The sequence below is a fragment of the Streptomyces sp. NPDC107765 genome, assembly GCF_055657085.1.
Window position 1 is genome coordinate 96,900 of sequence record NZ_JBVKBL010000023.1, and the last position, 15,349, is coordinate 112,248.

The 15,349-nt window shown below is 71.5% G+C and carries 15 protein-coding genes and 2 pseudogenes; 14 read left to right on the top strand and 3 right to left on the bottom strand.

Annotation, left to right across the window (positions count from 1 at the left end):
- The first annotated feature begins 365 nt into the window (after positions 1-365).
- Positions 366-677, top strand: a complete 312-nt coding sequence (locus tag ACZ7MX_RS36895) for a hypothetical protein (protein WP_472138708.1) — start codon at positions 366-368, stop codon at positions 675-677.
- Positions 667-1,194 (top strand): hypothetical protein, encoded by a 528-nt coding sequence (locus tag ACZ7MX_RS36900; protein WP_472138765.1) that lies wholly within the window; start codon positions 667-669, stop codon positions 1,192-1,194. Before ACZ7MX_RS36895 ends, ACZ7MX_RS36900 begins: the two co-directional genes overlap by 11 nt.
- A gap of 244 nt (positions 1,195-1,438) precedes the next feature.
- On the opposite strand, the pseudogene ACZ7MX_RS36905 reads toward ACZ7MX_RS36900, so the two are convergent.
- From ACZ7MX_RS36905 to ACZ7MX_RS36915, 3 genes and pseudogenes are all read right to left on the bottom strand, one after another.
- Positions 1,439-1,567 (bottom strand): annotated as a pseudogene (locus ACZ7MX_RS36905) (ABC transporter permease); the annotation flags it as partial.
- Between the two features lie 139 nt (positions 1,568-1,706).
- Positions 1,707-2,312 (bottom strand): annotated as a pseudogene (wrbA, locus tag ACZ7MX_RS36910) (NAD(P)H:quinone oxidoreductase).
- 396 nt (positions 2,313-2,708) lie between these two features.
- Positions 2,709-3,488: an AfsR/SARP family transcriptional regulator gene (locus ACZ7MX_RS36915; RefSeq protein WP_472138710.1), complete on the bottom strand. Its 780-nt coding sequence runs from the start codon at positions 3,486-3,488 to the stop codon at positions 2,709-2,711.
- A gap of 327 nt (positions 3,489-3,815) precedes the next feature.
- Here ACZ7MX_RS36915 and ACZ7MX_RS36920 point away from each other — a divergent pair, with 327 nt between their 5' ends.
- From ACZ7MX_RS36920 to ACZ7MX_RS36975, 12 genes are read left to right on the top strand one after another with little or no spacing between them, the layout of a single operon-like run.
- Positions 3,816-4,397: a Pvc16 family protein gene (locus ACZ7MX_RS36920; protein WP_472138712.1), complete on the top strand. Its 582-nt coding sequence runs from the start codon at positions 3,816-3,818 to the stop codon at positions 4,395-4,397.
- A gap of 8 nt (positions 4,398-4,405) precedes the next feature.
- Positions 4,406-5,278, top strand: a complete 873-nt coding sequence (locus ACZ7MX_RS36925) for a serine/threonine-protein kinase (protein ID WP_472138714.1) — start codon at positions 4,406-4,408, stop codon at positions 5,276-5,278.
- A 15-nt stretch (positions 5,279-5,293) separates the two neighbouring features.
- Positions 5,294-7,150: a phage tail sheath family protein gene (locus tag ACZ7MX_RS36930; RefSeq protein WP_472138716.1), complete on the top strand. Its 1,857-nt coding sequence runs from the start codon at positions 5,294-5,296 to the stop codon at positions 7,148-7,150.
- A gap of 27 nt (positions 7,151-7,177) precedes the next feature.
- Complete coding sequence (locus ACZ7MX_RS36935; RefSeq protein ID WP_472138718.1) at positions 7,178-7,636, top strand: phage tail protein; 459 nt, start codon at positions 7,178-7,180, stop codon at positions 7,634-7,636.
- 1 nt (position 7,637) lies between these two features.
- Positions 7,638-9,653 carry a hypothetical protein gene (locus ACZ7MX_RS36940; RefSeq protein ID WP_472138720.1) on the top strand — a complete coding sequence of 672 codons (2,016 nt, stop codon included), beginning with the start codon at positions 7,638-7,640 and terminating at the stop codon, positions 9,651-9,653.
- Positions 9,650-10,144, top strand: a complete 495-nt coding sequence (locus tag ACZ7MX_RS36945; protein WP_472138722.1) for a phage tail protein — start codon at positions 9,650-9,652, stop codon at positions 10,142-10,144. The genes ACZ7MX_RS36940 and ACZ7MX_RS36945 overlap by 4 nt, the downstream gene beginning before the upstream one ends.
- A complete protein-coding gene (locus ACZ7MX_RS36950; protein ID WP_472138724.1) occupies positions 10,141-11,292 on the top strand; it encodes a CIS tube protein in 1,152 nt (383 codons plus the stop codon). The genes ACZ7MX_RS36945 and ACZ7MX_RS36950 overlap by 4 nt, the downstream gene beginning before the upstream one ends.
- Positions 11,289-11,477, top strand: a complete 189-nt coding sequence (locus tag ACZ7MX_RS36955) for a hypothetical protein (protein WP_472138726.1) — start codon at positions 11,289-11,291, stop codon at positions 11,475-11,477. Before ACZ7MX_RS36950 ends, ACZ7MX_RS36955 begins: the two co-directional genes overlap by 4 nt.
- 35 nt (positions 11,478-11,512) lie before the next feature.
- Positions 11,513-12,613, top strand: coding sequence for a phage late control D family protein (locus ACZ7MX_RS36960; RefSeq protein WP_472138728.1), 1,101 nt, complete (start codon positions 11,513-11,515; stop codon positions 12,611-12,613).
- The gene (locus ACZ7MX_RS36965; RefSeq protein WP_472138730.1) at positions 12,610-13,245 is read left to right on the top strand and encodes a phage baseplate assembly protein V; all 636 of its coding nucleotides are present in this window, start codon (positions 12,610-12,612) and stop codon (positions 13,243-13,245) included. The genes ACZ7MX_RS36960 and ACZ7MX_RS36965 overlap by 4 nt, the downstream gene beginning before the upstream one ends.
- 7 nt (positions 13,246-13,252) lie before the next feature.
- The gene (locus tag ACZ7MX_RS36970; RefSeq protein ID WP_472138732.1) at positions 13,253-14,935 is read left to right on the top strand and encodes a hypothetical protein; all 1,683 of its coding nucleotides are present in this window, start codon (positions 13,253-13,255) and stop codon (positions 14,933-14,935) included.
- Positions 14,932-15,348, top strand: a complete 417-nt coding sequence (locus ACZ7MX_RS36975; protein WP_472138734.1) for a GPW/gp25 family protein — start codon at positions 14,932-14,934, stop codon at positions 15,346-15,348. The genes ACZ7MX_RS36970 and ACZ7MX_RS36975 overlap by 4 nt, the downstream gene beginning before the upstream one ends.
- The last annotated feature ends 1 nt before the right edge of the window (position 15,349 follow it).

Below are 15,349 nucleotides of genomic sequence, written 5' to 3' on the forward strand. Positions count from 1 at the left end.
AACTTACGCACGCAGTACGGCCTTTCGCCTCGACGGGCTGATCCGTGCCGCCGCGTTCGGACCTGTAGTACAGCCCGTTACGGACGCGACGCGGCGATTACTTCGGCGTGCTTGCCGCGCTTGCGGCCGGTGGTGACCACGCCGCGTCGGCCGGAGTGGCCGGTGATCCGGGCCTCCAGGCCGGCGTCTTCGACAGCCCGGGGTGATCGCGCGGCCGCAGCCGCCCGGGGCGAGCCTCTTGGTGCCCAGATTTCCCCACTGGTCAACGGGCAGGTAGGAAACTGGCCATCGGCGCACAATCCAAGGTGACGGCGAAGGCGCAGGCCAGGCCCGACGCACCTCGGCCCTTCCCATAGCCTTGCCCCATGTCAGTCAACATCGATCTTGAGCTGACCGTCACCGGGCCGAGCGACCCGGAGCAGGCGGAGCGGATACTGAAGGCCCTTGAGGCAGTGATACATGACGAGGGGATGGACCACTCGGTCCGCCTTGCGGTGGAGGAGTGGGAGGGGCAACTCGAGGTGGTGGGCGGCACCGACTACCCGTTGATCATCAGCGGCCTCGGCCGCTGGCAGCCAAAGTTCGAGGAGCGCGTCCATCAGGCGGTGCAGGAGGTCGCGCCGTCAGCAAAGGTAGACATCGGGTGGGAGTATCCGGACGACGACGATGATTACTAGCCTCGAGCAGTTCGAGCAGGTCTTCCTCTACGCATGGCGGGACGACGCCACGACGGAGGTTCCTTCGATCCTTTCGGTGGTGTACGAGCCAACGGAGGCGGGGCGACGGTGGCTGCTCTGGGCCGGTTCGCCGGCCTTCAGGGAGTTCGTACCTTTCCAAGACGCCGCCCATGTAAGGGAGTTCGCCCAGGCGGTGCTGGATCTGCCGACGGTGGCCCGGCCCTACTGCCGGGAGGTGGACCTCGCAGAAGACGAGACGGACGAGAGAGACGAGGGCGACGAGATGCCGAGGCGGGGCTCTGCTTCGACGTCGGAATGGTGTTATGCCACCCTGGCGATCGGGCGGGAAGCGGACCGCGCGTGGTTGCCGTACCTCAACTACCGGTCGCACTACGTGGTTCCTGGCAGGCCAGACCTGACCTCCCCCGGGTTGCAGGTTTGCTGTGGTCACGTTGACGTCGACCGGCTGCACGCCGAGGCCAGGGCCCTCCTCGCGGCATTGGACGACGAAGGCTGACTCGTCCCCTCCCCGCGCGGCCGGACATCACGGCGCATGCGGAGCCACCGTCGGAGGGAGACCCGAAGCGCGGATCGCCGGGTAAAGGCAAGCCAGGATGCCGATCAGGAGGTGGATCCCAGGCCGCCGCCGACTGACCACAGGGGTGTGACGACCTCCCGACCTCCCAGTCCTGGGCCATGGCGAAGGTGGGCGTCGCCCCGGCGCCGAGTGCCGCGCCCGCGGCCCCGCCCGGTGCCGAGAGCAGGAGTGACGCGGTGACGAATTGCCGGCGGATCGCGCCCTTGGTGGCGCCGAGGGCGCGGCGGAGGCCGATCTCCGGGCGGCGTTCCAGAACGGAGATGACCATGGTGTTGGCGGAGTTGAGGGACATCGCGTGAGGCCGGCGCCTCCGTCCAGGACGACCGGTACACCACCCACCCGGAAGACAGGCAGCAACGGCCTTCGCCTGGTTCCCGTGCCTGGTAACGAGGCAGGGAGCAGGCGAAGGCTGTTGTCGCGTACGTGCCGGATCAGGCGGCGCGGCCTGCCTTGAAGGCGGCCATGGTGTCGACGACGCGGCGGGCCTGGTAGCGGGCCGCCTGGAGGGCCACCTCACCGGGCAGGCCTCGCCGGTCACGTGGGAGGTGCCGTAGGGGTTGCCTGACTGGAACTGGATGGGGTCGGTGTAGCCGGGGGGCACGATGATGCCGCCCCAGTGGTAAAAGGTGTTCGCCAGCGCCAGGAGGGTGGTTTCCTGCCCGCGGTGGGCGGTGTTGGATGCGGTGAAGGCCGAGTACACCTTGTCCGCGAGCTTGCCCTGGAACCACAGCGGGCCGGTGGTGTCGATGAACGCCCTGAGCTGACTGGCCGGATTGCCGAAGCGGGGGGTTGCCGAACAGCACCGCGTCGGCCCACTCCAGGTCGTCGTGACCGGCCTCGGCGACGTCGGCGGTGTCCGCCAGGTGTCCGGCTCACTCCGGCCTGGCGTTGACCGCCTCCGGTGGGGCCGTTTCGGCAACCTTGCGCAGTCGCACGTGGGCGCCGGCTTTCTCCGCGCCCTCAACGGCCGCCTGCGCCAAGGCATGTACGGTGCCGGTGGAGCTGCAGTAGATGATCGCCACGTTCATGGGTTCCATGATCGGTTTTCTTCCTGCGGGGGTCGGATCGAGTGCCGGTCGGATCAGGTGCGGCTTGATCGGATGCAGTCTGATCGGTACGACGAGGCAGCCCCGTGAGATGTGAGGCGACGTGCCGACCTCACAGTTCGATACGTCGGCTCGTCGTTGGGGGATGGGGCAGCGCATCCAAGGGAGCCGGTGACACCATGAACAATCCAGCCGAGCCCGATCCGGGGCAGGAGGATGCAATCCGGAGGGGATGACCCGATCCGGGCTTGGGTGCGTCGTAGCGCGCGACGAGGCGGTCGCGCCTTCGACCTGCGAATCCAGCTGTGACAGTCGTTCGACGAGTGCCTCCATGGCAGGAGGACAGGCCCCCTTCCGCCCGCCACCCGTCACCACCCCGGACCCGCCTCAGGTACTCGTGGTGCAACCGCCGGTTCGGGGTCGGGGGGCATGGAGGCGGGGGCGTGCTGCCTGAGGGAGGAGGGAGGTGAGGTGGGCGGTGGGTTCGACGCCGAGTTCCCGGCGGAGCAGGCCGGCGTAGGTGCGGTACTGCCGGACCGCCTCGGAGAGGTTTCCCTCCGCGAGGTGGGCCTCCATCAGGACGCGCTGGGCGGTCTCGCGCAGCGGGTCGGCGGCGACCGCGCTCAGCCCGGCGTCGATGGCGGACCGGTGTTCGCCGAGTTCGGTCAGGCGGCGGCACAGCGCTTCGAGGGCGTGCAGGCGGATCTGCCGGAACCGCTCCCGTTCGGTCGTCACCCACTCGTCCGGCCAGTCGGGCAGCAGGTCGTACCGGAAGGAGTCCGGGAGGCACTTCTCGGCGTGCTCGCCGCTCTCCAGCAGCCGGGTCCAGTTGACGGAGGTGTGCACGTCGATGTCCACCGAAGGGCACAGGCGCAGCTGTGAGCCATGGGTGGCCACCACACGTGGTGCCGCCTGCCGGATCTGCCAGAGGGTGGTGCGCAGTGCGGCACCGGACCGCTCGTCGGGCAGGTCCGTCCACAGCCGGGCCGCGACCGTGCCGCGGTCCTGCGGTCGCTCGCGGAGGGCGAGGTAGGCCAGTAGCCGCTGGGCCGCCGCCGGCAGCCGGACCGGACGGCCGTGACAGTTCAGTTCGAAGGTCGGCAGGAGCCGAAGGCGGTGGTTGGGGTCTGCTGAGGCGTGTCCTGGGTGGTGGTCATTTCCGGGCATGGAATCCCAAGGTCAGCACGCGCCGGAGAGGCACGGAAATGCGTTTGCGGACGCTGCGCAGTATCGCCTCCCACGTCCCGGACGTGGTGAAGGGCCGTGGCCCCCTACTGGTCAATTTCACCCGGGTGGCGGCCTCATACCGGCGGGAGGGGGAGCCAGCTTCTCGGGGGCTCGGTGGACGGCGGCTGACCTGTGTGTTCTTGGACGGTTGCGAGGGCGCTGATGGAGATGCCGACGGTGCGTTGACGCGTTCTTGACGGATATCGCTACGTGGGCGGATACGCGGTAGCCGACGGGTGGTGAACGTCGGGGGGCCACGCTGTGCACATGGCGGGTTTCGGCGGTGTCAGCGCGGTGAGCAAGAGTCTGGAGCGGCTGCTCACCCTTGCCTTCGCCGACGAGCAGCCCATCGCGGGGGTCTCGACCAAGGCCGTGCTGATCCGCACCGACGACCTGGACCTCGCCCAGAACTCGTCGATCCAGTTCCCCGCGCTCTCCCTGCTGCTCTACCGCGTCGATTTCGACAAGAGCCTGCGGGCCAGTTGGTCGGCACGTGGTGCCGAGGACGGTCGCAGCTATCTGCCCCTGGACCTGCATTACCTCCTCACTGCGTGGGCGGACAACGCCGAACACGAGCACCTCATCCTGGGCCGCACGCTGCAGGCGCTGGAGAACGTCGCCGTCCTCTCGGGGCCCCTGCTGGATCCCTCCGGTGGGTGGGAGCCGGATGAGGGAGTCCAGTTGGTGCTGGAGGACCTGTCCACGGATGACCTGATGCGCACCTTCGAGGCCCTGTCGGTCGACTTCCGGCTCTCCCTTCCGTACATCGCCCGGGTCGTGGTCGTCACCGGGCAGGATCCGGTGCCCGCGCCGGACACCCTCACCGTGGCCACCGGGGCTCGGCAGTGACCGGCCCGGTGCCCGCCACTGCCCGTGCCCTCTTCCGCGCCGCGGGCCCGGTCGTACGGACGCACCGGCTCGCCCTGGGCCTCCAGGTGATCGACGCGCTGCGCGGTGAGCCAGCCGATGTCGCGGTGGCCGTCGAAGAGGTGCCGCGGCCCTACGAGGTGCCGCCGCCGGCGAGCCTGGATGCCGCGGCGACGATGCTGTACGACCCGGGCATCGGTCTGCCAGCCCTGTCCCGTGGGCGGCGCCCCGGACGGTTCCGGCTGCTGTTCGGCGACCGCACGGCACCGCCGGTGCGCCTGCGGGTCTACGACACGGCACGCCGCTATGTGCCCCGCCGGCTGGAGGTGCCGTTCGTTCCGCTCGCGACTGTGCTGGCCGAGGAGGCGTCCGGCGCCCGGCCCGCGTCGCGTGCCCGGCGGATCGGGGTGTTCCCCGGTACGGCTTACGGTCCGCAGGGCAATGCCACGGGGGTCCGCGGACGGGTGGTCGATGCGGCGGGCGCCCCGGTGCGCTGGGTACGCGTCACCGCACGGCACGCGACGCACGGTGATGTGCTGGGTGGGGCGCACGGTGACGACCGTGGGGAATTCCTGCTGGTCCTCGGTGTTCCCCCGTCGGCGCTCACCGGACCTGCCGGCTTCGCCCTCGACGTACGGCTCGATCTGGCGGCCCGGCCCGCTCCGCCGCTCGACGGCCCGGTGGGCACCCGCGACGATCCTCTGGCGGATCTGCTGCTGGAGACGCTGCCGGCGGCCGGCATACCGGACGACGTCTCCGCGGGGGCCTCGGTGCCCGCGGAGCATTCGGTCCGCACCACAGTGACCGTGTCCGTGCGGCTCGGTCGTCTGGTGAGTCCCCCGAGCCCGTTCATCCTGCACTGAACCCCATGAGGAGCCATGCCCGAGTATCTGGCACCCGGTGTCTTCGTCGAAGAGGTCAGCTTCCGTGCGAAGTCCATCGAGGGGGTGCCGACCAGCACGACCGGTTTCGCGGGCATGACCCGATACGGACCGGTGCATTACGGCGGTGGCCCGACCTCCACCGAGCCGCGTCTCGTCACCAGCTTCGTCGAGTTCGAGCGGCTCTACGGCAAGCTGGAGTTGCTGAACGCTGACCGCACGCCCTATCTGGCGCACGCGGCCCGCGCCTTCTTCCTCAACGGTGGGCAGCGGCTGTACGTCTCCCGGGTCTACGTCCCGCCGCCGGGAAAGACGGGTGTGGCCACGCACGAGGTGGTCGTTCACAACGACGGCGGCACGACGGCGACCGCGGCCTGGAAGGCCCGCTGGCCCGGGCAGATGGGCAATGTCCGGGTCGAGGTACGACCCGTGCGCAGCCGCAATGTGGCCGTGGACGCCCCGGCGGGTGCCCCGGCCGCCCGTCGCGCCAACCGGGCCCGCAACGGCTCGCTCGTCGAGGTAGTGCCGGCCGGCGCGCCACTGCCCGGCCCGAGGACCTCGCTGGATCCCACCGCGTTGCGGACCGTTGAGGTCGACACGCTGGGCGCACAGACCTTCCGCCGGGCCGAGGGCACAACTGACCCGTTGTCCGCCACGGACCAGCTGGTCCTGGTCGAACTGGAGGTCACCGTCCTCGTCGATCCGGACCGGACCGACCGGATCGCGGGCCTGGGCTGCCACCGCGACAACCGGCGGTGGATCGGCAAGGTCCTCGACAAGGACGACCCCGAGGACGAGGCCGCCGTCGTGTGGCTCGACACAGGCGACGCCGAGCCGATTCCGCTGGCCGTTGCGCTCACGAACGGCGTGGACGACGTCGACAAGTCCGTGCGGGGTCACTTCGAGCTGACGGGCGGCGTGGACGGCCAGGTGCCCAGTGCCAGCGACCTCGAGGGCCGTGAGGCCGACCCTGATGACGCCACCCTCAAGGCGACCGGTCTGGGGGCGCTGGCCGAGATCGACGACATCGCGATCGTTGCGCTGCCCGACGTGGGGGACCTGGACAGCAAGGAGCAGAGCACTCTTGCGGTCCAGGCACTGATCACCCATGCGGAAGCTCCCGGCGCCTACCGCATCGCCATCGTGGACGGTCCGCCGAATGCGTCGATCAACGAGATCCGGCAGTTCCGCGGCCAGTTCGACTCGGCCTACGCCGCGCTCTACCACCCCTGGATCGAGACCCTCGACCCCAACGAAAGTCCCGAACAGGGCGCCCAGCCCGGCAAGTTGTTGCTACCGCCCTCGGGATTCGTCGCCGGGGTGTATGCCCGCTCGGACGTCACCCGCGGGGTCCACAAGGCACCGGCGAACGAGGTGGTCTACGGCCTGACCCGGTTCGAGGCCAACATCAACACCCGCCGCCAGCAAGTGCTCAACCCGGAGGGGATCAACGCCCTGCGGTTCTTCCCCGGCCGTGGCAACCGGGTCTGGGGAGCGCGCACGCTGACCAGCGATCCGGAGTGGAAGTACGTCAACGTCCGGCGGTTCTTCCTCTTCCTTGAGCACTCCATCGACAAGGCCACCCAGTGGGCGGTCTTCGAGCCGAACGGCCCCGACCTCTGGCAGAAGATCGTGCGCACCGTGGAGGACTTCCTGGACCTGCAGTGGCGCAACGGCGCACTGCTCGGGGCGACCCGGGCACAGGCGTACTTCGTGCGCTGTGACCGCACCACGATGACCCAGAACGACCTCGACAACGGCCGGTTGATCTGCCTGATCGGGGTCGCACCGGTCCGGCCCGCCGAATTCGTCATCTTCCGCATCGGACAGTGGACCGCGGACGTCCGGTCCTGACCGGCGCCGTGCTGAGAGGAGGCCGCGGTGGCCACGCGCAGCAACCCGTACGGAGCGTTCAACTTCCAGGTCGAGTTCGACGCACCGCCGACCGGTGGTGACCCGATCACGGCCGGGTTCTCCGATGTCTCCGGGCTGGGCAACGAGATCAACTTTTCCGACTACCGCGAGGGCAGCGACCCGGACAACGTGGTTCGCAAGATCCCCAACACGAACAAGACCGACGAGGTGACCCTCAAGCGGGGCCTGATCGGCTCGACGGAGGTCTTCGCCTGGTTCAAGGAGGTGCGCGACGGCATCTACGCGCCGCGCCGGGTCACCATCACCGTGCTCGACGAGGCCCGCAACAAGGTGCTCGCGCTGCAGCTGCGCAACGCCCAGCCCAAGAAGTGGGTCGGGCCGACCCTGGCCGCCAAGGGCGGTGGCGAGGTGGCCATGGAGGAGCTGCACCTGGTCCACGAAGGCATCGAGTACGTGGGCCTGTGAGATGAGCTCGACCACTCCCCCGGCCCTCGCCGCCCCGCTGTCCGCCCTCGGCGCGCCCGGGGTGTACCTCGCCCCGGACGCCACGCCCGCACCGCCTGCGGGCGTCCGGATGGACGTCTGTGCGTTCGTCGGAGTGGCACCACGCGGTCCGGCCTGGGAACGCACCGACGACCCGGGCGCCGAGCGGTCCCGGTCGGTGGCGGTACCGGTGCAGAGCTGGGAGGAGTACGAGGAACTGTTCGGCGGCTACGCCGGTCCCGGGCTGCTGCCGCATGCGGTGGCCGCGTTCTTCACCCAGGGCGGCAGCCGGGCCTACGTCGTACGGGTCGTACCGCGCCAGCCCGCACCGGCACCCGAGCCGCCGGCCCGGGCGGTGCTGGCCTTCGCACCACAGGACGGGGCCGGCAGTGGCACCGGGCTGCGCCTGCAGGCGCGCAGCGAGGGCCGCTGGGGGAACCTGCTGTCCGCGACGCTGACGTTCACCGTGGCGGAGCTCGCACTGCCGGTGGTGGAAGGGCGGACGCTGGTGCTGCCCCCCGGGGCGGCGCTGCCGGTCGGCACGCTGCTGCGGTTGCGCCCGCGGGGCGGCGCCGCCGAGCTGCGCCGGGTCACCGGCGTTGCGCAACGGCCCGCACCGGGCAGCGGGGGCTGGGAGCGGCTGGCCGTGCTGGACGAGCCGATCACCGGGCCGGTGGACCGCGCCGAGGAGATCACCGGGGTACTGCAGGTGGTGGACGGCGATCCGGCACGCGCACGCAGCGAACGCTTCACCGGTCTCGGGCTGACCACGGAACACCCGCGCTGGCTGGGCACGGTGGTCTCCGACGCCTCCCGGCTGGTCGAGCCGGTGACCGCCTCGGACTCCGCACTGCCGGCCGACGCCCGGCTGGCACCCGCCACCGCCTCCCTCACCACGTGCGGCACGGACCGGTACGCCTTCCTCGTCCCGGACGACTTCTTCGGTGTCGATCCCACCGATCCGGAGGCGCCGCCGGAGGGCCTGGACGCGCTGCGTGACCTCCCGGACTGCGCGAGCGTGGTCGTCGCGGACCTGTACGCACCGGCCGACCAGCCCCCGGAAGAGAACGTGAGCACCCCTACGACGCTGTCCGGCGCGGGCTTCGCCCCGTGTGTGCCGATCCCCGGCACCGGCCCGACGCGGCAGCCGCAGGTGGACCTGCCCGGGTTGCGCCTCGATCCCACGCAGCGCGCGGACCGGGCCGAGCTGATCATCCGTCAGCAGCGCGTGGTGGCCTTCGCCGAGCGGGAGAACATGGTGGCCCTCCTCGATGTGCCACCAGGCCTGCGCCAGCGGGAGGTACTCGCCTGGCGGTCGGCCTTCGACTCCTCGTACGCCGCGGCCTACCACGGCTGGCTGGGGGTGCCCGATCCGAGGGCGGACCGGCTGGTCACCGTGCCCCCCGCACCGTACGCCGCAGGCGTGATCGCCGTGACCGAGCACACCAGGGGGCTCGCCTCCGGGCCGTACCGGATACTGCTCACCGGGCCGGTCGATGTTGCCGACGGCCCCGGCGGGATGAACGGGACCGGCGCGGCCGACGCGGCGGCACTGGGCGTCCTGCACCGCGCCGACATCAACGTCTGCGTGCTCGACGGCACCGGGGTGCGGATGACCGCGGCCCGCACCCTCGCCCAGGACCGCTCCTGGACCCAGCTGACCGCCCGGCGCACGGTCAGCTACCTGGAGCGGACGCTGGAACGGGACCTGGCCTGGGCGGTGTTCGAACCCGACGGTGCCCTGCTGCGCGACCGTGTCCGGCTGGCCGTCGAGCACCTGCTGCTCGATCTGTTCGCCACCGGCGCCTTCGCCGGGGGAAGCCCGGCCGAGGCGTTCTTCGTCCGGGTGCCCGGCCCCGAGGAGGCCGATCGCGGCACGGCGGGGGAAGCCGCACTGCTCTGCGAGGTCGGGGTGGCGCCGAGCGCTCCGCTGGAGTTCCTGGTCGTGCGGGTGCTGCGGATGGACGACGGCACGGTGCGGACGGAGGGCAACGGATGACCGAAACCGGACTCCTGGCGACCGCGTACCGGTTCCGGGTCACCTTTACCCCCTCCGGCGGGCCGGCGGATCCCACCGCGCCCTCCGGGCTGGGCAGCGGCGGGTTCCAGGAATGCAGTGGGCTGGACGTCGAGATGGACGTCAGTGAGTACGCCGAGGGCGGCCGCAATGACGGGGTGGTGCAGCGAGCGGGCCGGATGAAGGTCGCCCGGCTGGTGCTCCGGCGGGGCATGGTGCTCGGCGGCAACGGCCAGGTCGTACCCGAGCTGTGGACCTGGATCGCCGAAGTGACCGGCGGGGTCCGGCCGATCCGCCGCTACGACGGGCTGGTGCAGCTCCTCGGGCCCGGACAGCAGGCGGTGGCCGCCTGGGCGTTCCGCCGGGCGCTGCCGGCGAAGGTCGTCGGCCCGCAGTTGAACGCCCGCACCGGCGAGGTGGCGATCGAGGAACTCACCCTCGCTCATGAAGGCCTGCGGATGGTGACGCCATGACCACTCCGCTGGCCAAGGCCACATTGCAGGAGGTGAGCACCGTTCCCGGGGGCCCGCCGCCGGAGACGGTCACGGTGCAGTTCAACCCGGGCTCACTGCGGGTGCAGATGGCCAACAACGTCGACATGAAGAAGGCATTCGGCAATCGGCCCGTGGTGCAGTACGACGGCACCTCGTCGTCCACCGTCTCCTTCGACCTGGTCTTTGACACCAGTGACGAGGGAACCACCGAGCAGCCGATCGACGTCCGGGTCCGCACCAGGAAGCTGGAGAAGTTCCTGCTGCCGGCCAAGGGCGCCAAATCGGTGCCTCCCCAGGTGCGGTTCTCGTACGGGACCTTCGAGCTGGTCGGCGTGATGACCGCGCTCAACCAGGAGTTCGATCTCTTCTCCGGAAACGGGGTGCCGCTGCGCGCCAAGCTCGCAGTGACGATCAAGGAGCAGCTGCCGGAGTACGAAGCCGGGCGGGTCGGCCCGGCATCCAACACGGGCGCCGGCGCCAAGGACGACCTGGGGCTGTTGGCCGGCGGCCCGCCCGCGGCCCGCCCCGACCGCAGCGGAACCTCCCTGGCCGGGGAGAGCGCCCCGCAGTTCGCCGCACGGATGGGACTCGACCCGACGGGCTGGGCGGGCCTGCAACTGGGCGGACAGGACCCGCTACAGCTCACCGCCGGGGCCACCATCGGCTTCTCCGCATCCGCCTCCGCCGACCTGGGGCTCTTGGCAGGGGTCACCGTCGGCGCCACCGCGGACACCCCGGTGCCGGTGGACGAGAACGCCGACCCCCGGGCGGTGACCGCGGCCGGCGGACTGCAGAAGGCGCTCGACGGTGCGGCGGACCGCCGCGCCGAGGCGGCCGCGGACGCACAACGCACGGCATTCGGCGCCCCGAGCGCCGCGCAGCCACCCCCGCCGGCCTCCGCAGCCCACGCCTACCCCGCCTCGAGGGGCTCCGGCTGGACAGAGCCGCTCGACCAGCGCGGCCTAACCTACGGCGCCGGCGTGCCGTTGCGGGACCTCGTGCGGCGGCCGGCGCTCGGCACCGGCGAACCGCCGGTCACCGACGACCCGACGGTCCCCCGCTGGCGCGCCCTGCCCGCACCGCACGACACCCCCTCCTCCCACCGCTGCGAGAAAGGAAGGCCATGACGCTGCGAATCGGCGAGATCAGCAACGAGGTGGAGCTGATCGGTGCCGGCCCGGACGCGCACCAGCCAGGTGAGCCGCCGGCCGCCCATCAGCCGGACCGGGCCGAGCGCGACCGGCACCGTCAACGTGCCGAGGCCGAGCTCCGGGACGCCTCCCGCACCGCCTCGGAGGAGCGCCATGTGTGACCGCCCGGTCCTCCCGGCGACGGGGCAGGCCGACCGTGCCTGATCAACTCACCGCAGCGGACCCGGTCTTCCACGTGGGCGGGCAGCGGGTGCCGGACCTGGCCCGTGACTGCCTGGGTCTCGACATCGAGGAGAGCACCGCGGGACTGCGGACGCTGTCGGCGCACTTCCTCGCCGTCGCGCCGAGGCAGCGGCCCAACGACGATGTCGTGGAGTACCTTGACGGCCGCACGCTGACGTTCGGCAGCGAACTGTCGGTCTCCGTGGGCCCGCCGGGCAACGAACGGGTGGTCTTCGCCGGGACCGTCTCCGCGCTGGAGGTCACCTTCGACGAGGGCGACACCCCGCATGTCACGGTGTTCGCCGAGGACGCCCTGATGAGGCTGCGGATGAGCCGACGTTCACGCACCTACCGGCAGGTGAGCGACGCCGATGTGGCACGCCGGATCGCCGCCGACCACGGGCTGACCGCCGACACCGCCGCCACCGGACCGACGTACCCGCTGGTCCAGCAGGCCAACGAGTCCGACCTGGCGTTCCTGCGGACCCGCGCCGAACTCATCGGCGCGGAGGTGTGGGCGACCGGCAGCACACTGCACTTCGCGACCCGGGACCAGCGCCGGGCTCCGACGGTCCACCTTGCCCAAGGCAGCGATCTGTTGACCATCGCCGTACGGGCCGACCTGGCTCACCAGCGCAGTGCGGTGCGGGTCTCCGGTTACGACGCACGCGACCGGCAGCGGTTCGCAGCGGAGGCCGACGCGGCCGCGGTCACCGCCGAGGTCTCCGGTGGGCGCACCGGCCCGAACGTCCTGCTCAAGACCCAAGGGCCGCGCCCGGAGCAGCGCACCCGGCTCGTCCCACTGGCCGAGGCCGAGGCCCAGGTCTGGGCGCAGGCACAGATCCGGGCCAGGGCGCGCCGCTTCGTCACGGCGGTCGGCACCACCCGGGGCACGCCGGAGATGACCGTCGGCAGCCGGCTCACCCTCACCGGAGTCGGCAAGCCCTTCGACGGCGACGGCTACTACACGACCCGGGTGCGCCACACCTATCAACGCGGTGCCGGCGGACTGCGCAGCCACTTCGAGGCCGAGCGGCCGACCGTCAACACGACCGAGGCAGGAGGGAACCGGTGAGCGAGGCGCTGTACGGGCTCTACCCGGGTCTGGTGACCGACATCGTCGACCCCGACCGGCTGGGCCGGATCGAGGTGCGGATGCCCACCCTCGAAACGGACGGCGACGAGCTGCGCGTGCCGGCCACACTGCTCAGCCCCTACGCCGATGACGATCAGGGCTTCGTCGCCTATCCGGAGGTCGGCACACAGGTGGTGATCGGATTCGAGGCCGGTGACGTGAACCGGGCGTACCTCGTGGGGTCCTGCTGGAACGGCAAGGAGACGGCCCCGGTCGACGCCACCCGCCCCAACGACAAACGGGTGATCAGGTCCAGGTCCGGCAGCGTCCTGGAATTCGACGACACCCGCAACGCGCCCAAGGTCACGGTGAAGACCGAATCGGGCCACACCCTCGTCCTGGACGGCGGCTCCCGCGAGGTGCGGCTGACCCATGCCGACGGCTTCGGGATGACGCTGACCGCCTCCGGTCAGGTGCGCATCACCTCGAACGCGCCCGTCGACATCAGCGCACCCGCCGTCAATGTGCACGCCCCGACCGCGTCGTTCGACGGGATCGTCAGCTGCGCGACGCTCCAGACCAGCGCGGTCGTCTCCCCCTCGTACACCCCCGGCGCAGGGAACGTGTGGTGAGCCGCCGGTGACCCCCCGCACCCCCGCCCCGCACGGCTGGCTGCTCACCGCGCCCTGGTGGCACTGGCCCCGGCAGCGGGACGTACCGCCCGCACACACCGGGCCCGCGCTCCAGAAATACGCGACCCCGAGCCTGGTGAACGAGTTCCTGGCCGATCCGCAGCGCCGCCTCGTCTTCGACGACCGGGCCGACCGCGTCGCCGCCCCGGCTCCCGGCGTGGCCGGCTTCGTGCACCTCCCTGGTGCGCAATTGCGCAAGCTCTACCTCGCCACCCACCACCGGCACTACGCGGTCGCAGTGGAGCTGCACTGCGACCGGCCGGGGCTGCCCTCACCGCACCGGGAAGCCGTGTGCGAGGCGGGCTTCGTCATCCGTCGGCGCCAGGCCGCGGTGCCACCGGCGGCGAGCACAAAGGCCCGCAAGCTGCTGCGCGACCTCGCGCTGGCGCGGGCCCGCCTGAGTTCCGTCGCCGGACGCCTCCACCAGGCCGCCGGTGCGGGGCGGACCGGGCAGGCACAGCGGGACGCCCTGGCCGAGCAGTGCGCCGCCGCCGAACGGAAGGTCGCCGAGGGCCGGGCGGCACTGCACCAGTGGGCACAGGCCGCCGGAGTGCGACGGGCGCTGGAGGGCTGGCGGCCGCTGGCCGTCGATCCAGCCGGGGCGCTGGTGTCCCTGCCGGAACGCCCCGGGTCCCCGCTGCGCCCGCTGCCCGGCCTGGGCCGCTGGGAACCGGTGAGCGAGCTGCCCGAGGAGATCACCGAGGCGGCGTTCCCCCTCTACCCGCTCGTTCCCGACCCCGCGGACACCCACCATGACGCCGCGGGCCGGACCGTGTACTTCGGCGTCGTCCCGACCACCACGCCCGACCTCGAACTCCCCGCCGGCACCGCGGGCTCCACCACCCCCGGAGAACGCGGGCACAACCGTGCCCCGCGGTTCGACGACACCTCGGTCTACGAGATCCGCTGCTATGTGCGCCGCCACGACCCCGCCTGCCCACGCCGGCCCGGCCAGCGCGACTGCCACGGGCCGCTCACCTGGAGCGAGCCGAGCGAACCGTTCCGACTGGCCGGCCCGCTCGACCCGCGCGGCTCCGCCAACCGTCCGGTGACCATCCGCCTGCCCAACCAGGACGAGCTGAAGGCCGCGGTCAAGCTCGGTCCGGGCATCGGCGGCATCCGTGTCGGCAGCCCACCGGACATGCGGTTGGACCACCGGGCTGACGGCGGCTTCCAGATCTGCTCGTTCTCCATCCCACTGATCACCATCGTGGCGACGTTCGTCCTGCGGCTGTTCCTGCCGGTCGTCGTCTTCGCGTTCGGGCTGTGGTTCCTGCTGGCGCTGAAGATCTGCATCCCGCCGAGCCTGGACATCGACGCCGGCCTCCAGGCCGAACTGGCCGCGAAACCACCGGACTTCGAAGCGGACGCCACCGCCGACGCGACCCTTCTGGGCAAGCTGGACCCCCTGCTGGACACCTTCGCGGAAAACACCGCGAACGCGTCCGGCGAGGCCGGGCTCGGCAAGCCCACCAAGGGCGACTTCCGCACGAAGCTGTCCGCCCTGCCGGCGGCCGACCGGTTCCGCATCGCCCGTTCCGTGCTCGGCGGCGCCCACGACTGCACCGCACCCGACGACGACCTGCGCTACGAACCGCGAGTGGAACGCGCGGAGGTGCCCACCTCATGACCCATCCCCACGGCGACAGGCTCGGTCGCGGCTGGGCCTTCCCGGTCGAGCCGCTGCCGCAGCGCGGCGCCCTCGGCCTGGCCGGCGGCGCCGCGCTCGTCCACCAGTCGATCAGGATCATCCTGGTCACCGAACCCGGCGAACGGCTGATGCGGCCGGACTTCGGCTGCGGACTGCGCCGTTTCCTGTCGTCTCCGAACACCCCGGGCACCCGGGCCGCGATCGCCCGCGCCGTGGAGGAGGCCCTGTCGGTGTGGGAGCCGCGGATCGCGCTGCGCGGAGTCGACGTCAGCCCCGGCGCGGACCCGGCGATCGCCGTCGTCACCGTCTCGTACACCCATGTGCGCGACGGCAGTCCGGCCGAGCTGCGGATCGCCGTGCCGGTCGGCACCGCCCTGACGAGGGGGGCCTGAG